This is a genomic window from Paraburkholderia sp. J69-1, assembly GCF_905220255.1.
In the GTDB taxonomy this organism is placed as follows: Bacteria; Pseudomonadota; Gammaproteobacteria; order Burkholderiales; family Burkholderiaceae; genus Paraburkholderia.
Genome location: NZ_CAJMZG010000006.1, coordinates 39044 through 59073, shown reverse-complemented (window position 1 = coordinate 59073; position 20030 = coordinate 39044). Strand labels below are relative to the sequence as shown.

General features: G+C 61.9%; 16 protein-coding genes. 9 read left to right on the top strand and 7 right to left on the bottom strand.

What is annotated here, in order from left to right; all coding sequences use genetic code 11:
* The first annotated feature begins 44 nt into the window (after positions 1 to 44).
* Together U5A67_RS12435 and U5A67_RS12430 are read left to right on the top strand one after the other, a co-directional pair.
* Positions 45 to 821, top strand: coding sequence for an SDR family NAD(P)-dependent oxidoreductase (locus tag U5A67_RS12435; protein ID WP_205980994.1), 777 nt, complete (start codon positions 45 to 47; stop codon positions 819 to 821).
* A gap of 65 nt (positions 822 to 886) precedes the next feature.
* Complete coding sequence (locus U5A67_RS12430; protein ID WP_321814926.1) at positions 887 to 2437, top strand: amino acid permease; 1551 nt, start codon at positions 887 to 889, stop codon at positions 2435 to 2437.
* Positions 2438 to 2446: 9 nt separating this feature from the next.
* Here U5A67_RS12430 and U5A67_RS12425 read toward each other — a convergent pair whose 3' ends face one another.
* The 4 genes from U5A67_RS12425 to U5A67_RS12410 form a co-directional block, all read right to left on the bottom strand.
* Positions 2447 to 3658 (bottom strand): HAMP domain-containing sensor histidine kinase, encoded by a 1212-nt coding sequence (locus tag U5A67_RS12425; RefSeq protein ID WP_321814927.1) that lies wholly within the window; start codon positions 3656 to 3658, stop codon positions 2447 to 2449.
* Between the two features lie 318 nt (positions 3659 to 3976).
* Positions 3977 to 4105 carry a hypothetical protein gene (locus U5A67_RS12420; protein ID WP_277397885.1) on the bottom strand — a complete coding sequence of 43 codons (129 nt, stop codon included), beginning with the start codon at positions 4103 to 4105 and terminating at the stop codon, positions 3977 to 3979.
* A 164-nt stretch (positions 4106 to 4269) separates the two neighbouring features.
* Positions 4270 to 5238, bottom strand: coding sequence for a 2-keto-3-deoxygluconate permease (locus tag U5A67_RS12415; protein ID WP_205980991.1), 969 nt, complete (start codon positions 5236 to 5238; stop codon positions 4270 to 4272).
* Positions 5239 to 5344: 106 nt separating this feature from the next.
* Positions 5345 to 6871: an altronate dehydratase family protein gene (locus tag U5A67_RS12410; protein WP_321814928.1), complete on the bottom strand. Its 1527-nt coding sequence runs from the start codon at positions 6869 to 6871 to the stop codon at positions 5345 to 5347.
* A 164-nt stretch (positions 6872 to 7035) separates the two neighbouring features.
* On the opposite strand from U5A67_RS12410, the gene U5A67_RS12405 reads away from it, so the two are divergent.
* From U5A67_RS12405 to U5A67_RS12395, 3 genes are all read left to right on the top strand, one after another.
* Positions 7036 to 7749, top strand: coding sequence for a FadR/GntR family transcriptional regulator (locus tag U5A67_RS12405; RefSeq protein ID WP_205980989.1), 714 nt, complete (start codon positions 7036 to 7038; stop codon positions 7747 to 7749).
* A gap of 22 nt (positions 7750 to 7771) precedes the next feature.
* On the top strand, positions 7772 to 7993 hold the full coding sequence (locus U5A67_RS12400; protein ID WP_205980988.1) for a hypothetical protein: 222 nt from the start codon (positions 7772 to 7774) through the stop codon (positions 7991 to 7993).
* A gap of 73 nt (positions 7994 to 8066) precedes the next feature.
* Entirely contained in the window at positions 8067 to 10568 is a 2502-nt protein-coding gene (locus tag U5A67_RS12395; protein WP_415767820.1) for a penicillin acylase family protein, read from the top strand.
* 21 nt (positions 10569 to 10589) lie between these two features.
* Here U5A67_RS12395 and U5A67_RS12390 read toward each other — a convergent pair whose 3' ends face one another.
* The 3 genes from U5A67_RS12390 to U5A67_RS12380 form a co-directional block, all read right to left on the bottom strand.
* A complete protein-coding gene (locus tag U5A67_RS12390) occupies positions 10590 to 12038 on the bottom strand; it encodes a cytochrome-c peroxidase (RefSeq protein WP_415767819.1) in 1449 nt (482 codons plus the stop codon).
* Between the two features lie 172 nt (positions 12039 to 12210).
* Positions 12211 to 13992, bottom strand: a complete 1782-nt coding sequence (locus U5A67_RS12385; protein WP_321814930.1) for an alkaline phosphatase family protein — start codon at positions 13990 to 13992, stop codon at positions 12211 to 12213.
* 505 nt (positions 13993 to 14497) lie between these two features.
* Entirely contained in the window at positions 14498 to 15202 is a 705-nt protein-coding gene (locus tag U5A67_RS12380; protein WP_321814931.1) for a FadR/GntR family transcriptional regulator, read from the bottom strand.
* Between the two features lie 260 nt (positions 15203 to 15462).
* Here U5A67_RS12380 and U5A67_RS12375 point away from each other — a divergent pair, with 260 nt between their 5' ends.
* From U5A67_RS12375 to U5A67_RS12360, 4 genes are all read left to right on the top strand, one after another.
* A complete protein-coding gene (locus U5A67_RS12375) occupies positions 15463 to 16809 on the top strand; it encodes a C4-dicarboxylate transporter DctA (protein ID WP_321814932.1) in 1347 nt (448 codons plus the stop codon).
* Between the two features lie 63 nt (positions 16810 to 16872).
* Positions 16873 to 17889, top strand: a complete 1017-nt coding sequence (gene alc, locus U5A67_RS12370) for an allantoicase (protein WP_321814933.1) — start codon at positions 16873 to 16875, stop codon at positions 17887 to 17889.
* Between the two features lie 13 nt (positions 17890 to 17902).
* The gene (locus U5A67_RS12365) at positions 17903 to 18406 is read left to right on the top strand and encodes an ureidoglycolate lyase (protein WP_321814934.1); all 504 of its coding nucleotides are present in this window, start codon (positions 17903 to 17905) and stop codon (positions 18404 to 18406) included.
* Positions 18407 to 18630: 224 nt separating this feature from the next.
* Complete coding sequence (locus tag U5A67_RS12360) at positions 18631 to 19938, top strand: MFS transporter (RefSeq protein ID WP_321814935.1); 1308 nt, start codon at positions 18631 to 18633, stop codon at positions 19936 to 19938.
* Positions 19939 to 20030 lie beyond the last annotated feature (92 nt).

The window sequence follows — 20030 nt, the reverse complement described above, 5'->3', positions numbered from 1 at the left end:
CGCACCTAACTTGTGCATACCTTGCATACGAACAGGAGCCAGGCATGAGTGAAAGGTCCAGAAAGCTGGAAGGCAAGATCGCGATTGTGTCGGGCGGGGCAACCGGAGCGGGCGGCGCGGCGTCGCTGCTGTTCGCCCGCGAAGGCGCCCAGATTGCCGTGGTCGACGTCAATCGCGGCGCGGGCGAGGAAGTGGTGGCGCGCATCCGCGCGGAAGGCGGCGTGGCCGAACTGTTTGTGGCGGACGTTTCACAACGCGCCGCCGTGGACGCTGCAGTAGAGGGAATCGTCGAACGCTTCGGCCGTATCGACACCTTGTTCAATCACGCGGGCAGTATCGTGGTGAAGCCATTTCTGGACACCACCGACGACGAATACGACTGGCTCATGAACGTCAACGTGAAGAGCATGTTCATGATGACGCGGGCCGTTTTGCCCCACATGCTGGCGGCGGGGCGCGGCTCGATCGTGTGTACGGCGTCGATATCCTCGGTGGCGGCCACGCCGCTGGAAGTGCTTTACTGCACCACCAAGGGCGCCTGTGCGATGTTCGCGCGCGCCATTGCCGTGGAGTACCGCGATCGCGGCATACGCTGCAATGCGGTGTGTCCGGGCTTCATCAACACGCCGCACGGGCAGCGCGAAATCAGCGCGCTCGCGAAATATGGCTTCGATGCCAGCGAAGCCGCGCTGTCGCTCCAGCAAGGGCGTCTGTGCAAACCGGAAGAAGTGGCGCAGGCCGCCTTGTTCCTCGCCAGCGACGACGCCAGTTTCATCAACGGTGCGCATCTTTTTGTCGATAACTGCTTTACGGCTGCGTGATACGGAATCCTGATCAATGGATAACGGCTTCGACGCTTCAACCACCTCGTTTGAAGGATCGTCACATGGACGCGAATACGATTGAACCGGCGGCGGAAAGCGCCGACCACGACGTCTCGCTGCTACACAAGATGGGCTATGCCCAGGAGTTGTCGCGCCGCATGGGTGCGTTCTCCAATTTTGCTGTGTCGTTTTCGCTGATCTGTATTCTGTCCGGCGGCATTACCTCGTTCCAGATGGGCTTTTCCGCTGCGGGCGGCGCGTCGATCGGGCTGGGCTGGCCGTTGGGATCGCTGTTCGCGCTGGTCGTGGCGGCGGCCATGGCGCAGATTGCCTCGTCGTATCCCACCGCTGGCGGGCTTTATCACTGGGGCTCGATTCTGGGCGGGAAAACGTGGGGCTGGCTCACGGCCTGGTTGAATCTGCTCGGGCTGGTGTTCGTGGTCGCGGCCATCAATTACGGCACCTACGACCCGTTCTTTCGCACGCTGATTGCACCGATGTTCGGCGTGAATCCCGATTCGCTCGGCTGGTGGGATCAGACGATCTTTCTCACGCTGATTACCGCTTCGCAGGCATTTCTGAATCATCGCGGCATCCGCATTACGAGCAAGATCACCGATCTTTCCGGCTACCTGATTTTTGTGGTGACCGTGGTGCTCGTGGTGTCCCTGCTCGCGTATTCACCGGTGAAACTGGATCTTTCGCGTCTCTATACCTTTACGAACTTCACCGGCACGGACGGCGGCGCATGGCCGAAGCAGACCATGGCGATGGCGTTTCTCTCGGGCCTGCTGCTGACCGCCTATACGATTACGGGCTTCGACGCTTCCGCTCACACCTCCGAAGAAACCCATCAGGCGGCGCGTAACGTGCCGCGCGGCATCGTCGGATCGGTGTTCTGGTCGACGACGTTCGGCTATGTGATGGTGTGCGCCTTCGTGCTCGTCATGCCGGATCTCGCCGCGGCCGTGAAGCAGGGCACCGGCTTCTTCCAGGCCATCCTCGCGCCGATTCCCACGCCCTTGCGCATCACCATCGAGTTGCTGATGTTCTTCATCAACTACGCGTGCGGTCTGGCCGCCGTGACCTCGACTTCGCGCATGATGTTCGCATTCGCACGCGATGGCGGCCTGCCGGGATCGAAATGGCTGCGCAAGGTCAATCCGGCCCATCGCACGCCGGGCGTGGCGATCTGGACGTCGGCCGTGCTCGCGATTGCTGCGACGCTTTACGGCGATGCATTCACGGTCCTGAGCGCAGGCAGCGCGGTGTTCCTGTTCGTTTCGTATGCGATGCCGATTGCCGCGGGTATCCGCGCGGAAGGCCGCACGTGGACCGAGAAGGGGCCGTTCCAGCTGGGCAAACTGTCGAAGCCGTTTGCCATTGCGGCGGTGGTCGGGGCGCTGATTCTCGCGTATGTCGGCATTCAGCCGCCTAACGAGAAAGTGCTGTATCTGATCGGCGGGCTGCTGTTCGTGCTGCTGGCGATCTGGTACGTGGGCGGCGTGCGTAATCGCTTTGCCGGGCCGCCGGTTGCGCAAACGTCGGCACAGGCATCGCTGGCGCGCGAACAGCAACTGGAATTGGCCGAACGCGAAATCGGCGCTAAATAAAGGCGCTATTCAATCCTGCTGCGCGTGATCCATCGGCACGATCACGCGCACGCAGAGGCCGCCATCGGGATGATCGCCAATCTTGAGCGTTGCGTTGCACCGTTGCGCGAGACGACGCACGATCGACAGGCCGATACCCCAATGCGCGCCCAGCGCAAGGCCAGCCGCACTGGAAGGCGTAGTGAGCGGCGTATCGTCGAGCGTGCCCGCGCCGATGCCGCTGCCGTGATCGCGCACGCTCAGGACCCATGCGCGCGCGCCACGCGCGGTGCGAATTTCAACGGGCGGCGCGCCGTGTGCAAGCGCATTGCCGACGAGATTTTCGACCAGCCGCGTCAGCGCCGAACGCGGCAACTGGAACGCGTCGCCGGCTTCGAGCTTGACGACGATGCGGGCATCGTCCGCCATCGCGCCATAGATAAAGCGGTCCTTCAGCCAGGCTTCCACGCCCACCGGCGCATGGATGGCGCTATGGCCGCCGGCCGTTTCCACGAACTGCCGCGCCACATCCTGAAAGTGATCGATATCTTCGACCAAGGCCACGCGCAGATTCCAGCGCGCCACATTCATGGCGTAGGCGCGCAGCCGGGCGGCGCGCGACTCGATCTGCCGAAGGAAACCGCCGAAGCATTCCGACTGGTCTTCCAGCATGCTGCTGCGGCGTTGCAGGAGGTCGCCCAGCGTGCGCGCCAGGCCGTGCAGTTCGCGCGGATGGCACGCGGGCTCAGTGACTTCGTGGCCCAAAGGCAGGCTCAAACTGGCGGTGAGTTCATGCAGATCGGCGCGGATTTCACGCAGCCAGTAGCCGCGCAGCGCCACCAGAAACGCGCAGAACGCCAGCAGGCAGGCGGCGAATCGCGCGTCGAACCAGTGCGCCAACGTTTGCACGCTGGCGAACCCAGACGCGCTGGAATCGTTCAGATGCAGGGCGCCTGCAGCCGATTCGGCGTCCGTGGCCCAGACCGCGTCGCGCAGATGCGGTGCGACGCCGCGCTCGAGATCGACCATATGCGGCTTGATCGATACGGCCGCCACGACGCCTTCCGCTCGCATGGGCGGATCGAGTTCCGCGTCGGGCTGCCACGCCGGATGTTCCTGCAGCGAATCGGCCGGGAAACCTGCGCTGCCGGAAAAGAAGGGCGAATCCGCGTTGGGATCGCGAAAACCGACGTACGCCAGCATCAACGATGCAATCGATAACAGTGCGATTCTGGCTAGCAAGTCGGTCACCCCGTATTTTTTCTTGATATCGAATAGTTCGCTTTACGACGTCGGGCGTCGCGTGCGATAGCCGTAGTTTCGGACTATGACGGGCATTGTCCGCGATGCAGGGCGATTCAAAAGCGTCGAAAAAGGGCGGAAATGCAGGTCTTTTCCGCTTTTGAGCGGACGAAAAGCAGCGAAATGGAAGACCGGCACAAGCTGAACGCAAGGCGCAAGCCAGTGTGAGCAGCGTGAAAACGCGGCGTTCGAAGGGAGCGTTGGGCAGTGAAAGGCGCCGCGCACGTTGGTGCGCGACGCGTCTGGAACGCGGGCTCTTTAAAGCACGCGTTGGACCGTGCGTGCCGAGTCCGTGATGTCCTGGCCGAAGCCGGCAATCGTATTGCAGCCGGTCAGGCCGATCGTGGTAGCGGCGATCAGAAGGATCGCCAGAGTACGAATGTGCATGTCAAACCCCGCGTGATAAACGACGGCCGGCTTTGCGCTTTATTGCTTTCAGCTTTGCGTTCTGCGTTGCGTTGAGCTTTTGCGTTCTCTTCACCGGCACGGGCGGAAGTCTATCAGCACTCGGCGCTGCGGTGCCTTACATCGGCTTCTGGATAAAGCGCCGTTTATTGCGTCGCGTGCGTTGCGACTTCGTTCACACGCGGCGCACGCTTCGCACGCCAGCGTGCATAGGCGGCGGTCAGCAGCGGGGCGAGCAGGGACGTCACGATGGTCGAGGCCGCAATCTGCGGCGTGGCCACGGCCACCAGCGCACCCAGCCGCGGATCGACCGCGGCGATGGCCGTAGGTGTCGCGACGGCGTTGCCAGCCGTCGTCGCAGCGGCAATGCCGCCCACGCCCGAACCGCCCATCAGACGCGAAGCCAGCACGTTGAAAAGCGCGCCCGCAGCCAGCGTGATCAGCCCGAGCACGATGCCCGAAAGACCGGCGCCGAGAATCGCGTGCAGATTGATCTGTGCGCCCAGTCCGAAGGCAAAAAACGGAATCAGCAGGTCGCCGCCCGATTTGAGGAACTTGCGCATGTCGGCGTCGAGATTGCCGAGCACCATGCCGATCACGATCGGCAAGACTGTCGCGACCAGATCGAGCACGGGAATTTTTGCGAGGCCGGAAAGCCCGAGTGCCACCATCGTGACAAACGGTCCTTCGAGAATCGACAATACGGCAAGCGCGCCGCGATCCATTTCGTCGCCGAATTGCCGTGTGAGCGCCGCGTAAAGGCCCATATTCGCATTGGTGACGGCCGCGATGATCGCCATGCCCGACAAACCGAGAAAGCCTTCCGCGCCAAAGCATCGACTGACGACCAGACCAATCAGCACGCCGCTCACGAGTTTCGCAATCGTAATAGCCGCGCCATTGCGCAACGCACGCGGTGCAGTGCGAAATTGAATTTCCGCGCCCATGCAAACAAAAAACACCGCCAGAATCGGCAGCGCACCGTGCGCGAGTTGCGTCGAAAAACTGCCAATGCCGAGCACACGCGGCGCAAATGTATTGAGTACGCTGCCCCAAAGCAGAGGAATGACCATCATGCCTCCGGGAAAGCGCTCAATGGCCTTTTTGATTTTCATCTTGAGTCTCCTTCGTTATTGTCCGGCGCGGGCGCGCGGCTTTGCCTGATGTTTTGCTCATGGCGCCCGGCCGGTTTCATCGGTCAACGCGATACCGCACGCCGCATTACATTTGCGCGCCAATCATCCACGGCACAAATTCCTCATTGCCGATACCGAGTGCCTCGCTCTTGCTTTTACCGCCCGAGGCGACTTCGACGATCATGCGGAAAATCTCTTCGCCCTTTTGCTCGACGCTGGCCGTGCCGTCCATGATGTCGCCGCAATTGATATCCATATCGTCGGCCATGCGGCGATACATCGGCGAATTGGTCGCGAGCTTGATGGACGGCGCGGGCTTCGCGCCAAAGCACGAACCGCGGCCCGTGGTGAACACCACGAGGTTCGCGCCACTGGCGATCTGGCCGGTTGCGCCCATCGGGTCGTAGCCCGGCGCATCCATGAAAACAAGGCCATTCGTGTCGATCGGCTCGGCATAACGATAAACGCCCATCAACGGCGACGATCCGCTTTTCGCAACGGCGCCGAGCGATTTTTCGAGGATCGTCGTGAGGCCGCCGGCCTTGTTGCCGGGCGTCGGATTGTTGTCGATACTGCCTTTTTCGCGCTGCGCGTAAGCTTCCCACCAGTGAATGCGCTCGACGATTTTTTCGCCCACTTCCTGGCTGATCGCGCGGCGCGTCAACAGATGTTCCGCACCGTAAATTTCAGGCGTTTCCGAAAGAATGGCGGTGCCGCCATGCCGCACGAGCAGATCGACGGCGGCGCCCAGCGCGGGATTGGCCGTGATGCCCGAATAGCCGTCCGAGCCGCCGCATTGCAGGGCGATATTGATGTGCGAAACCGGCAAAGGCTCGCGCACGGACTGATTCGCGACCGGCAGCATGGCCTTCACGGCCGCAATGGCGGCGTCCACGGTCTTTTGCGTGCCGCCTTCTTCCTGCATCACGAGCGGCACGAGCAGCGGGCCCGGCTCGACGCCTTCGGCAATGAACATCGCGCCCATCTGATTGGCCTCGCAACCCAGGCCGATAATCACGACGCCCGCGAAATTCGGATGCTTTACATAGCCGCCAATCGTGCGGCGCAATTGCGCGATCCCTTCGCCATGATGGTCGATACAGCAGCCGAAGCTGTGGGTGATCGGCACGATGCCGTCGACATTCGGATACGCGTCGAGCGCGCCTGGCGTGCTGAAATGCTGCGAAACCAGCTTGGTGACGGTGGCTGAGCAGTTCACCGTGCTGATCACGCCGATATAGTTGCGGGTCGCGACGCGGCCGTCCGCGCGGCGAAAACCATTGAACGTGAGCGGCATGCTGGCCGGCTCGACGCGCGTGACGTCCTGGCCAAAGGCATAATCACGGTCGAATTCGCCGATCGAGAGATTGTGGACGTGGACGTGGTCGCCTGCACGAATCGGCTGTGTGGCAAAGCCGATGATCTGGCCGTAGCGGCGCACCGGCGCGCCCTGGGCAACGTCGCGGCAGGCGACCTTGTGGGCGGCGGGAATATCGGCGGCGCAAACAAGATTGTCGAAATCGGCGAGAATCGTACCGGCGGCAAGGGCGCCGCGTGCGATCAGCACGTCGTCGAGGTCGTGCAGTTTGATGGCGAGCGTAGCCTGGCTCATCGTGTCCTCCTGAATGTGGGGTCGGGGTGCCGGGCACGTCTCGTCGTAGTGGCTTGCGAGCGTTGACCGGCGTGGACACATGATCGGGCGGCCAGGAGACAGGCGCAAATTGGTCAGGCCACTTTATTCCGCGCCATCCAGGCAAAGCGAACAGAGAGTCGAAAGTGGAAAGTCGTTTAAAGAACACAGGCGCGCTGGCCCAGACGGTCAGGCGCATCGAGACAGGTATTCAGGAGGGGCTCTGGCTGGCTGAGGAGCGCTTGCCTTCCGAGCGTGCGCTCGCCGAGACCTATGGCGTGTCGCGCGCGACGGTGCGCGAGGCGATCGCGCGGCTCGCGAGCAAAGGCGTGCTGGAGACGCGGCGCGGCAGCGGCGTATATTTGTTGCGCGCGAAACCGGTTGGGCTGGCGGCGCCGTGGCTGCAGTTGATTGCCGATACGCCGCCATTGCGTTCGGAAACACTCGAATTCCGGCTGGTATTCGAATGCGCGGCGGCGCGTTTTGCGGCGCTTCGTTCGTCGGGGCATGAACTGGAGCGCTTTGAAACCATCCTCGAACGCATGCGCGATGCCGTTGCACGCGCCGATGTGGATGCCGAAGCCGCAACCGATGGCGAATTCCACACGGCGTTGACGGCCGCGTCGCATAACCGTTTGCTCGACCAGTTTTACGCGAGTGTAATTTCGATGTTGCGCGAGCATATCGCAAGCAATACTTACGATGCCACGGTGAACAATGCGAACGCGGCGACCCAGGCGCGCCGAAGGCTCGATCAGCACGAATCGATTTACTACGCGATTCGCGACCGCAATCCCGATGCGGCACAACAGGCGATGTATCTGCATATCGATTACGTGGGCAAGCAGTTCAATGTTTAAGCAGTGAATCAAGGAATGAAGGATGGACAAAGCAAAAGACGATGTGCCTGAAAACGGCGAATACGTAGCGATCTGCAAGGAAAACAATCCGCTTTCGGCGGCTGCAAATGGTCACAGCGAGGTATTCCCGCGCGCGCTGGTAATCGTGAAGGACGGTTGGGCCACGTTTTACCGCGACGGCGAGGAGATCTGGAATTGCAACGCACGCTATGCCGCGGCGAATTTCGTGCTTCAGAAGGAGTAAGGGGCGAGCAGGATTGCGCCCGGATGTGAATAGAGCAGCACACCGCTAACAATAACCTTGAAGCGTGCCGCGCATGACTCGCAATGACCCGCCCAGAGTATTCACTTCCAGGCGCCCTTATCGATGGGCACGGATTCTATTCAGCGTTCTGGTCATTGCGCTCGCCGCGGCAGTCATCGGCGGCTGGCTGACCTTGCGGGCCAGCTTGGCGCAACTCGAAGGCACGCATGCCGCGCCGCTTTCCGCCACGATAACGATCGAGCGTGACGCATTGGGCGTGCCCACCGTGACCGGCCGCACACGCGACGACGTGGCCTATGCGAGCGGCTTCATTCACGCGCAGGACCGCTATTTCCAGATGGATTTGCTACGCCGGGTTGCGGCGGGCGAAGTGGCGGCGCTGATCGGACCGGCGGCGCTTGCGCTGGACCGGCGCGACCGGCCTTTGCGCTTTCGCGAGCATGCGCGGGCCGCGCTCGCGGCCTTGCCGGCGGAACAGCGGCAATGGATCGAGCGTTACACCGCAGGTGTCAACGACGGACTTCAGGCGCTGCGCGCGCGGCCGTTCGAATACTGGCTGCTGCACACGCGTCCGGTGCCGTGGCGCGCCGAAGATACCTTGCTGACGGTCTATGCGATGTATTTCGACCTTCAGTATGAACAGGTTTCGCACACGTTATCGCGTGCGGCATTGCGCGAACGCGTCCCGGCCGATCTCTATACGTTCCTGCTCCCGGCGACTACGCATTGGGATGCGCCGCTCGATGGCGAACCAGCATCGGCGTCATGGCCTGTAGCGGTGCCTGCATCGCCGCCGTGGCTGAGAAGCGCGATAAATACCGCCGCAACGAAGCCAGAAACCTTAGCAATACCAGGTAATCTGCCTGGCTTCATCGATGGAAACGGCCCCGCGGGATCGATGGTCGGCAGCAACAGCTTTGCCGTCGATGGCGCTCACGGCGCGCAAGGCGGCGCACTGGTGGCGAGCGATATGCACCTCGGTTTGTCCTTGCCGAACATCTGGTATCGGATGTCGCTGATTTATCCCGCAGCGGATGGCACCGAACGGCGCATCACGGGCGTGAGTCTGCCGGGCACGCCGCTGGTCGTGGCGGGCAGCAATGGTCATATTGCGTGGGCATTCACGAACAGCTATGGCCGCTTTGTCGATCTGGTCGAATTGCAGCGTGATCCGGCCGATTCGCTGCATTACCGCGTGCCAGGCAATACGTGGGAGAAGGCGCGGGTGATTCACGAGCGCCTCGAGGTGAACGGCGGTGCGAGCGTCGATCTGCCCGTCGTTCAAACGCGCTGGGGCCCGCAAATCATGGCCGGTTCGCACGCATATGCGCTGCACTGGGTCGCGCAGGACCCGCAGGCAGTGAATCTGAATCTCGCGCTGCTCGAAGGCACGACAACCGTCGCCGATGCCTTGCGCGCCGCCACGACCTTCGGCGTGCCCACGCAAAACTTCACGGTGGCCGATGCGCAAGGCCATATCGGCTGGACGCTCGCCGGGCCATTGCCGCGTTTCGCCGATGCGGATATCGGCGCGAACACCACGCCGCTCGCCAGTTTGCCATCGGCTTCCAGTACGTATATCGGCTGGCAGGGTTATCGGGCGAGCGATGCGTACCCCGTGCGTATCAATCCGCCAGTGGGCCGGCTCTGGACCGCGAATAACCGCACGCTGCCTTTGCAGGAAGCGGCGCATATAGGCGACGCGGGTACTGACTTGGGCGCACGCGCCACGCAGATCCGCAACGATCTTCTCGCGCTGCCGCGGGCCCGTGCGAGCGACATGCTGGCGATCCAGACCGACGACCGCGCTTTCTGGATCGACTACTGGAAGCGCGTCGCGCTCGAAGCACTCGATGCGCACGCACTGGAAGGTCATCCGCAGCGCGCGCAATTCCGTCAACTGATCGAAACATGGAATGGCCGCGCCGATGCCGATGCAGTCGGTTACCGCCTGGTACGTGCGTTCACGTTTTCGCTCTACGATGCGTGGTTCGGCGCGCTCGACAAACAACTGGGCGCGATGGCGCCTGGCTTGAGCTATCGCGCGGCGAATACGCGCAATGTCGCGACGATGGAAACACTCGCCGATCATCACGCGTGGATACCCGAGGGCTTTGCGAACTGGCAGGCGTTCATGCTGGACCGCATCGATCACTCGATGGCGCAATTGCCGAAAGGTGTGAGTCTGGCCGATGCGCGCTGGGGCGAGCGTAATCGCTCGCAAATTGCGCATCCATTCGCGCGCATGGTGCCGGCCTGGTTGCCGTGGGTGCGTGGCTGGCTCAGCACGCCGCCCGATGCGTTACCGGGTGACATCAATATGCCGCGCGTGCAGACGCCGAATTTTGGCGCGTCCGAGCGCTTCGTTGTGTCTCCCGGGCGCGAGCAGGAGGGCATCTTCGAGATGCCGGGCGGACAGTCGGCGAATCCGCTTTCGCCGTACTTTATCGCGGGACACGAAGCGTGGGTGCATGGCGAGGCGACGCCGTTCCTGCCCGGCACGCCGGTGCATACGTTGACCTTGACTGCCTCCGGTGAGCGGTCATCGCCGTAACCGGAGGCAGTGAGCACAGGTTCAATGCGGTTTGTAGCCGTCGGTGAGCGTGCCGATAAACGCTATGATGTCCTGAATATCCTGATCCGACATCGCAGGCTTATCCGCGGGTTTGCGGTCGAATGGCGCATCGGCGTAATCGACATTGCCTTGCCAGGCCTTCGGAATATCGTTGTACACCTGCACCTTGCCCGAGGCATCGCGCGGATAGATCTTGCCCGGATCGGTATTGCGAAGATTGTAGAAGTCCATCACCTGCTTCAGGTCGTGATACACGCCGTTGTGAAAGTACACATGGCGAATCGCACTGTTGCGCAGCGTCGGCGTGAGGAACATGCCGCAGTATTGCGTCTGCTTCGACAGGTCCTGGCGAATCGGTCCGCACAGGCCGAGGTCGAAGAATTTTGGATCGCGGTTCGCTTCAAGGCGCGGATTGCGCGGCACGCCCAGCGCTTCGTATTGCGTATCGGTGAAAAGCGGCGGCAGGCCGTCCGAAGTCGGCTGGCTCAAATGGCAACCGGCGCAATTGGCTTTCTTCGAATCGTTGAACAGACGCAGGCCGCGCAGTTCCGCATGCGTGAGGCGCGCCTTGCCTTGCAGCCAGTAATCGTATTTGCTGGTGAAGGCGTGGAAGTCGGGTTCCTCGAATTCGTAGCGCCCGACTGCGAACATCGCCTCGGCGGTCAGCATGGTCGGATTGGCAAAAATGCGCGGGCCGAACAGCTTGCGGAAGCTGTCCGCATAGCTGGCGTGCGCGAGTTTATCGGCGACCGTGGCGGCGTCCGGGTTCGCCATTTCGGTGGGATTGAGCAGCGGCCCGAGCGCCTGGCGCTGATAGGAATCGGCACGGCCGTCCCAGAACAGGCCGCCTACCGGCACCATCGCGACTGTCGTGGGCGTGGCGCCCGCTACTTTGTCCGCGCGCTGCGTGCCCATTGCGGCTTGCGCGAGTGCATTGAAATCGGGCGGGGCGGCGGCATCGGCGGCATCGGGGCCGATGCTGAACGGCGCCTGCCGGTACAGATACGCGAGCGAGGGCGGCGGCCGGTAGCTCTGGCGATCGAGGTTCGGGCCGCCCAGTTGCACGTCGAGATCGTTCGGCGGTCCGTAGGCGCGCGTCGCGCTATGGCACGACGCACACGACTGCTTGCCCGAGGCCGACAGCGACGTGTCGTAGAAAATCTGCTTGCCAAGTTTCGCGACCGCGCTCAGCGGCGCCTGCGGCGGCAGCACGAGCTGCACGGGATGCGGATTGGCGCCGGTGAGATCCTCCATGGCGTCGCCCACTTGCTCGGGCATGCGTTCGGGCCAGGCGAGCGCATAGCCGGCCAGCCCGGCGACGGCGACCAGTGCGAGCGCGCAGCCTGCAAGCAGGCGCTGGCGGCCGCGCGAGGGTCCGTTAGGCCCTTTAAGTCCGTTAGGCCCGGTGGAATCGGCAGGAGACGACGTGCTGTACGGTTGCGTTGACATAAGCGGGTGATAAGCGATACCGGCGAAGCCCTTGAAAAACCGGGGCGATCGAACCGGGTAAAAAATGCATCGATCCGACCGCGGCCGGACCGATGCACAAAGGAGCGTCCTGATGCGATGTCTCGCAACGGGACGCTCATCGATGGTCAGACGTTTTGCGCAGGTTTTACGCTTAGAGCGACGGCCCGGTGATCGCTGCCGGTGCGGCCGAAAGCTGCGTGCCCTTGTTCGAATCGAGGTACAGCGTCGCATTCGGCGACGTGCTTGCGAAGTTGAACAGGTTCATGATGCTGCCCGCATTCGCGTCGTTCGAACCCTGGCCGATACGCGCGCCACCCAACCAGTTATCCTCGATAAATCGGACAACTGAGGATTGCGTGACGACCGTGGTGCTATCGACGAAGTTCGCCTTCGCATACGGCGAGATCACGAGGAACGGAATGCGCGTGCCCGGACCGCAGCGGCCGTTCACCGCGCCGCCGTTCACGCCCACGCCCTGTACCGCGCCCGTGGCGTTACAGACGCCCGCGCCGTTGAGCTGGTCGGCGCCCGTCACCGCGGTCTTGGTCGTCTGGCCCGTCGTTTCCGCCGAGGTGGAATCGAACGAGGAGGTTGTCGGCGCGATGTACTGGTGGTCATACCAGCCGTCCGAATCGTCGTAGGTCACGATCACGGCGGTGTCTTTCCAGTCCGGTTGCTGCTGCAGGAAGTTCACCACGCTCGTGACGAAGGACTGCTCGTCGAGCGGGTCGGAGTTGCCAGGGTGCGCGTCGGCAACGGCCGGTGCCTTCAGGAAACTCACCGACGGGAAGTTGCCCGCCTTGACGGCCGTGAAGAAGTCATTCACGTCGTACTGGTGATGCACCGGCGTGGCCGAGTTGTCGAGCGGATCGGTGTAGCCGATCGCCGCCACCGAAGAGGGACGTGTATGCGCGAGGTTCTGCGTGCTCGTGTAGTACTGGAACCACGCGTGATGCTGCACATAGTCGTTTTCGCTCGCCCCGAGCACCGACGAATACGTCGAGCGATTGCAGCCCGTCGTGCCGTTCGCGTTCACGGTCTGCAGATTGAAGCCGCCCATGAAGCCGCCCCACGTGACGCCGCCCGAATTGAGCAGGTCGCCGATGTTCTTCGACTTCAGCGCCGCCGTGGTGGTCGAGCCGGCTGCGACCGTACAGGCGTCGCCGGTCGGGTCGAGGTCGCCGGTCAGCGTCCAGCCGCCTTGCAGGTCATACACCACATCGGTCGACGGGCTCGACGTGGCGCTGCCTGTCACCACCGCGCCGTTCTTGGTCACCACGGTGCCGTTGTGCTGGCCTGAGATCACCGAAATCGCGCCGGGCGTGGAGGGACCATAGGTGTCCGTGTAGGCGTTGTCGCTCATCGCGAAGTGCTGCGCGTAATTCCACAGCGCTGTGACGGTGTTGCCGTCGTAATAGCCCATCACGAGGCCCGGCTCGCCGAACGTATTGGCCGAACCCACCGCGTTGTTACCCGTGTTGAGCGGGAACAGATCCATCTTGCCGCCATCGGCTGCAAGCTGTTCGGGCGTGTAGTTGTGGTTCTGGCTTTCCGTGGCGGCCTGCGAACGATCGAGACGGAACGGGTTGATGTTCGTGCCGCTCGGGTTGTTCGTGTTCGAGACTGTCGGGTTGCTGGTCAGCAGTGCCGAGGTGAGGCCGTTGACCGTGGGCGTGCCCGAGGCGGCCGTGAAGACCGGCTCGCCTTCGGGATTCTGCGCGTTCGGGTAGGTGCCGAAGTAGTGGTCGAAGGACTCGTTCTCGCCAAAGATCACGACGAGGTGCTTGATCGGCGTGGCCGTTTTGAGGGCGTCCTGCGTCGATACAGCGGCAGTCGTCGTCGAGGACGGATTGTTATTGCTGCTGCCGCAGGCAGCGATCACGGTGACAGCAGCAGCGATCGAAACGGACAGCAAAATCTTTCTTGAATGCATTTAGCGCACTCCAGGGTTTTTAATATGGCGCTTCGTCTTATGGGTCGAAAGCAGGCGGTTGTGTATTTGCAGAAAACGCAATGGTTGCTCTTTGATGGCGCCGTCAAAGTGGCCGCATTGAAGCATTTCATTGTGAAACTTTTATAAAGAATTTCGAATAATTGCCGAGTAATATTCGGCAATTGTTGCGATAAACAAGCGGAATAGGCGTGACTTTCGCCCTACATCAGGCAGGTAAATGAAAGCAATGAGCGAGGCGGGGCTTAAGAAGAAGTTACAGCGTGGAATGGATCGCCGAATGGGAAATGGCTTCCCGGGCGATCAATAAATCATTGATAAATCACTGTGAATGACAGATTCAGGCGGTGAAATAAAAAGTAAAAAACGTGTTATTAATTTGTGGAAATATTTCAATTCAATTTCTGCGTGGTTTCAATTACATTCTGCAATTGGACGCCTTTTGCCGATTTTTGCAGTTTTTGAATGGTTGTTCGCGCAACGGGTGCTAGTCGGCGATCGTCCGGCCAGGCACGGGAAAATGCACGCCAGCGCGTTGTGCGGCAGCGCGGATATGCGCCTCGATCGCCTCGCCCGCAATGGCCGGATCGCGCGTCTTGAGCGCCGCCACGATGGCGCTGTGCTCGCGGTAGGTCGAAAGCACAAGCTCGCGCCGGTAGAACGGCATGCGCTGGCTTTCCTTCATGATGTCCGCGCTGCTGCGCAGAATCGATTCGATCGCCGCGTTGCCCGCAAGACTGACGATGCGCATATGAAAGTCGAAGTCGAGTTGCGCGGCTTCGTCGAGTTCGTCGCAACTGAGCGCCGAGTGCAGCGCTTCCAGATTCGCCTCGAACCACGCCATGTCTGCGTCGCCGATCGCCAGGGCCGCCATGCGCGCCGCGAATCCTTCCAGCGCGTAGCGCATCTGGTACGTGTCGGGCAGGGAGGTCTGATCGGCGAATCGCCACGGATGCTCGCTGGCGGCCTGTGCGCTCGTCACGTACACACCCTTGCCCGCGCGGATCGTCAGCATGCCGAGCGCTTCCAGCGTGGATAGCGCCTCGCGCAGCGACGCGCGGCTGATCTCCAGTTCCTCGGAAAGCTGGCGCTGCGCCGGCAACAGGCTGCCGACCGGATACAGGCCGTTTTCGATCCGTTCGCGGATCGTGGCGATGGCGGCGTCGGTGACGGTGTGCGGAACGTTCTTCATTGGGCTGGGGCGTCACGTGGTCTGACCGGTATTGTAGTCCGGCGCGCGGGCCTCACAGGCGCCGCGTGGCGGCATCTATTGTGTTGTCGAGGGTAAACACGGTTTTTTGGCGCCTTGACTCCACTATATCGGCTTCCTACTATCCAACATAAAAGCACTGGTCAGACCAGTCGGAACAGTTGCTCGCCCCCCCTTGCAGGCTGTGCATGGGACGGGACTCGGCGATCAGGCGCCACGTCCCATCGACAAAGGAGAAAGTCGTGACGAAGTTCTTCAATTCGCTGTTTGGTCGGGTGGTCATTGCGCTCATCGCGGGCATCGTGGTCGGGGCGATATTCCCCCATTTCGCCCAGTCGCTCAGACCGCTAGGCGATGGCTTTCTCAAACTCATCAAGATGGTGATCGGGCCGATCGTGTTCTGCGTGGTCGTGAGCGGCATGGCGCACGCGGGCGACCTTAAGAAGGTGGGGCGAGTCGGTCTGAAGTCGGTGATTTACTTCGAAGCGATGACGACGGTTGCGCTCGTGATCGGCGCGATACTCGCTTACGTGACGCGGCCGGGCGCAGGCATGAACGTGAATCTGCATTCGCTCGACGCCGCTTCGCTCGCCACGTACACCGAGAACGCAAAGAGCCTGAAAGACACGGCCGCGTTTCTGCTGAAGATTATTCCCGATACCGCATTCGATGCTTTCGCGAAGGGCGACATCCTGCAGATTCTGGTGTTTTCCGTGTTGTTCGGCAGCGCGCTTTCGCTGCTCGGGCCGAAAGCGCAGCGCGTGAATGCGATTGTGGATGAACTCGCGCAGGTGTTTTTCCGCGTCATGGGTTTCATCATCAAGCTCGCGCCGCTGGGCGTGCTCGGTGCGATTGCTTTCACGACCGGCACGTATGGCGTGGCTTCGCTCAAGCAACTCGGTCTGCTGGTGATTGTGTTCTACGCGAGCTGTATCGTGTTCGTTGCGGTTGTGCTGGGTATCGTGATGCGCCTTGCGGGCTTCAATATCTTCAAACTGATTCGATATTTGCGCGAAGAACTGTCGATCGTGCTGGGCACCGCATCGTCGGATGCCGTGCTGCCGCAGGTCATGCGCAAGCTCGAATTCATGGGCGTGAAGGACTCCACCGTTGGCCTCGTGATTCCGACCGGCTATTCGTTCAACCTCGACGGCTTCTCGATCTACCTCACGCTGGCCGTGATCTTTATCGCGCAGGCCACCAATACGCCGCTTTCCGTGCATGACCTGATCGTGGTGGTGCTGGTTTCGCTCGTGACTTCGAAAGGCGCGCACGGCATTCCGGGCTCGGCCATCGTGATTCTGGCCGCGACGCTTTCCGCGATTCCCGCCATTCCCGTGCTGGGCCTGGTGCTGATTCTGCCGGTGGACTGGTTTGTCGGCATCGCCCGTGCGATTACGAACCTGATCGGCAACTGTGTGGCAACGGTGGTGGTGGCGGTCTGGGAGCGCGATATCGACAAGGCGCGTGCAAAGCGCGTGCTGAATTTCGACGAAGGTTTTCTCTTTGTGCCGGGCGGCAACGAAGAAGCCGCGAATCAGGCCGATGCGCACGACGGTCTGCTCGGCGGCAAGCCCGCACATGCATGAACATGCCGAACCCGCTGTAATCGATTCGAATAACTGAACATTTTATTTGCAGGAGACACAATCATGGCGATTCCGACGCTCGATCCCAATGCACCGGCTTTCACGCGCCGCTACATGAACCTTGCGGATTCGCGCCTTGGCGCCCGCGCGCTGGTCGCAAGCGATGAGTTTTTCGCGCCGAAGGAGCGCATGCTGGAACCGCAGGCCGCTGTCTTTATTCCGGGCAAATACGACGATCACGGAAAGTGGATGGACGGCTGGGAAACGCGCCGCAAGCGCACGACGGGCCACGATTTTTGCATCGTGCGGCTGGCGCGACCGGGCGTGATTTATGGCGTCGATCTCGACACCAGCCATTTCACCGGCAACTTCCCGCCGGCGGCTTCGATCGAGGCGTGCCATGCGGATAGCAGCGAAGACGCGCCGCCCGCCAACGCCGACTGGCAAACCGTTGTGCCCGCAACGACGTTGCAGGGCAACCAGCATCATTACATCGAAGTGAGCGATACGCGCGCCTTCACGCATCTGCGCGTGAATCTCTATCCCGATGGCGGTCTTGCGCGCCTGCGCGTCTATGGTCAGCCCAAACGCGACTGGAACGGTGTGGAGAAGGGCAGTCTCGTCGATCTGGCCGCCGTCGAAAACGGCGCGTATCTGGTGGCGGCAAACAACCAGCACTTCGGCATGGCCTCGACCTTGCTGATGCCGGGGCGTGGCGTGAATATGGGCGACGGCTGGGAAACGCGCCGCCGCCGCGAGCCGGGCAACGACTGGGCCATTGTGGCGCTGGCGCGGCCGGGCATCATCCACAAGATCGAAGTCGATACGGCGCATTTCAAGGGCAATTATCCCGACCGTTGCTCGCTGCAGGCGGCCACCGTAACCGGCGGCACCGACGATTCGCTCGTCACGCAGGCGATGTTCTGGCCGGTGCTGCTGGGCGAGCAAAAGCTCGAAATGGACAAACAGCACATCTTCGAAAGCGGCCTCGCGGCGCTCGGCCCGGTCACGCACGTGCGTTTCAATATCTTCCCGGACGGCGGTGTATCGCGTCTGCGTCTGTGGGGCGAACTCGCCTGAACGGAGAAGTGCCATGCAAACCGTACAGGCCTTGCAACTGGAACCGCTCACGCGTGAAGCGTTCGCGCCGTTTGGCGATGTGATCGAACTCGACGGCGCGCGCCATTTTCCGATCAATGGCGGCACGACCGAACGCTTTCACGACCTCGCACATATCGACGTGGGCGAAGCGGGCGGCCGGCCGCTCGTCAACGTGTTCCGCGCGCAGCCGCGCACATGGCCCGTGGCGATCACGATGATGGAGCGGCATCCGCTCGGCAGTCAGGCTTTCGTGCCGCTCGCGCCCACGCGTTATGCCGTAGTCGTGGCGCCCGCAGGCGAACTCGACGCCACGCAACTGCGTGCGTTCTGGGTGGACGGCACGCAGGGCGTGAATTATGCAAAAGGCGTCTGGCACCATCCCTTGCTCGCTTTCGACCGCGTGAGCGACTTCCTCGTGATCGATCGCGGCGGCACGCAGCCGAATTGCGATGAAACCGATCTGGCGATCGCGTGGGAGCTTGCGAAACCGCATTGAATCATCACTCGAGTCACGACTGCAGTCACCTCACGAATCCGCGCCCCAAAACGGCGCGGATTTTTTTTGACTTGCGCTGGCGAGCGCCTTCTGTTTAATCACCATTGCGTTGGTCAACCGCGATAAGGAAAAGTTATCACGCTAAGAAAAAGTGATTTGGCGGATATTTTTGATGAACGAATACTCAATCACACCTTCATCAACGTCTACGCCGGAGCGCTTTTATGAACCCTGTGATTCTGCCCGCCGCGCCAGTCGACGCACCCTCACGCGCCACACCGGCCAGTCGCAACGTGCGGACGATCGCCGCCTGTTCGATCGGCAATGCGCTGGAAATGTACGACTTCACGGTCTACAGCTTCTTCGCGATGCTGATCGGCAAGCTGTTCTTTCCCACCGATAGCGCTTACGGCTCGCTGCTGCTGGCGGTCGGCACGTTTGGCATCGGCTTCGTCATGCGTCCGCTCGGCGCGCTGGTGATCGGCAGTTTCGCGGACCGGCGCGGGCGCAAGGCGGCGATGACGCTCACCATCGCCTTGATGGTCGTCGGCACGCTTGGCCTCGCGTTCGCGCCTACTTATGCCAGCGCGGGCACGTGGGGCTCGCTCGTGGTGGTCGGCGCGCGCATGGTGCAGGGCTTTTCGCTGGGCGGCGAAATTGGTGCCTCCACTTCAATGCTGATGGAGTCGGGCGGCTTCGGCAGCCGTGGCTTCCGGATCGGCTGGCAAGGCGCCAGCCAGGGCTTCGCGGCGGTGCTCGGCGCGCTCAGCGGCGCGGTGCTGTATGCAAGCCTCGACGCGGCCGCGCTCGAAAGCTGGGGCTGGCGCGTGCCGTTTCTGCTCGGCCTGTTGATCGCGCCGGTTGGCCTTTATATCCGCTCGCATCTGGACGAAACGCTCGAACGCGAGAGCAGCAGCGAAGCGCAACCGCTCACCGAACTCTTTTCCTCGCACAAGAGCAAGATCGTGCGTGGCGTCCTGTCGATCGTATCCGGCACGGTGGGCATGTATCTGATCGTGTTCTTCATGCCGACGTTTCTGGTGCGTGTGCTGCATCTGCCCGCATCGCTTTCGCTGATGGCGGGTTGCGTCTCGGGCGCGACCATGGCCGTGATGTGCATCGTATCGGGCCTGCTGGCCGACCGCATGCGTTCACGCAAGCCGATGGCGCTGACTTCGGTCGTGCTCACCGCGCTGTTGATCTATCCGGCGATCGCGCTCATGACATCGCATCCGGGCGTGCCGCTGGCCCTCGCGATTGTCGCGGTGCTGACGGCGATCAGCAGCCTGGGCGGCGCGCACCTGCTGCTCCTGCTCATGGAGATGTTCCCGGCGCGCGTTCGCGCGAGCGGATTGTCCGTGATTTACAGCATCGCCGTGGCCTTGTTCGGCGGTACGGCGCAACTGATCGTGACCTGGCTGCTTGCCAAAACCGGCAACCCGATGTCGCTCGCGCTCTATATGGTGGTTTGCGGTTTTATCACCGTCTGCGCCATTTCCAGCCTGCCCGAGACGCGTACACGCGCTTCATGACACTCCGCGCGGCGCGCTGATGCCAGCGAAACGCCGCGCTTTCCGCTGCACTGACGATTCCTGAACGTCGCTGTGTCGCGCGCTCGCGAAAT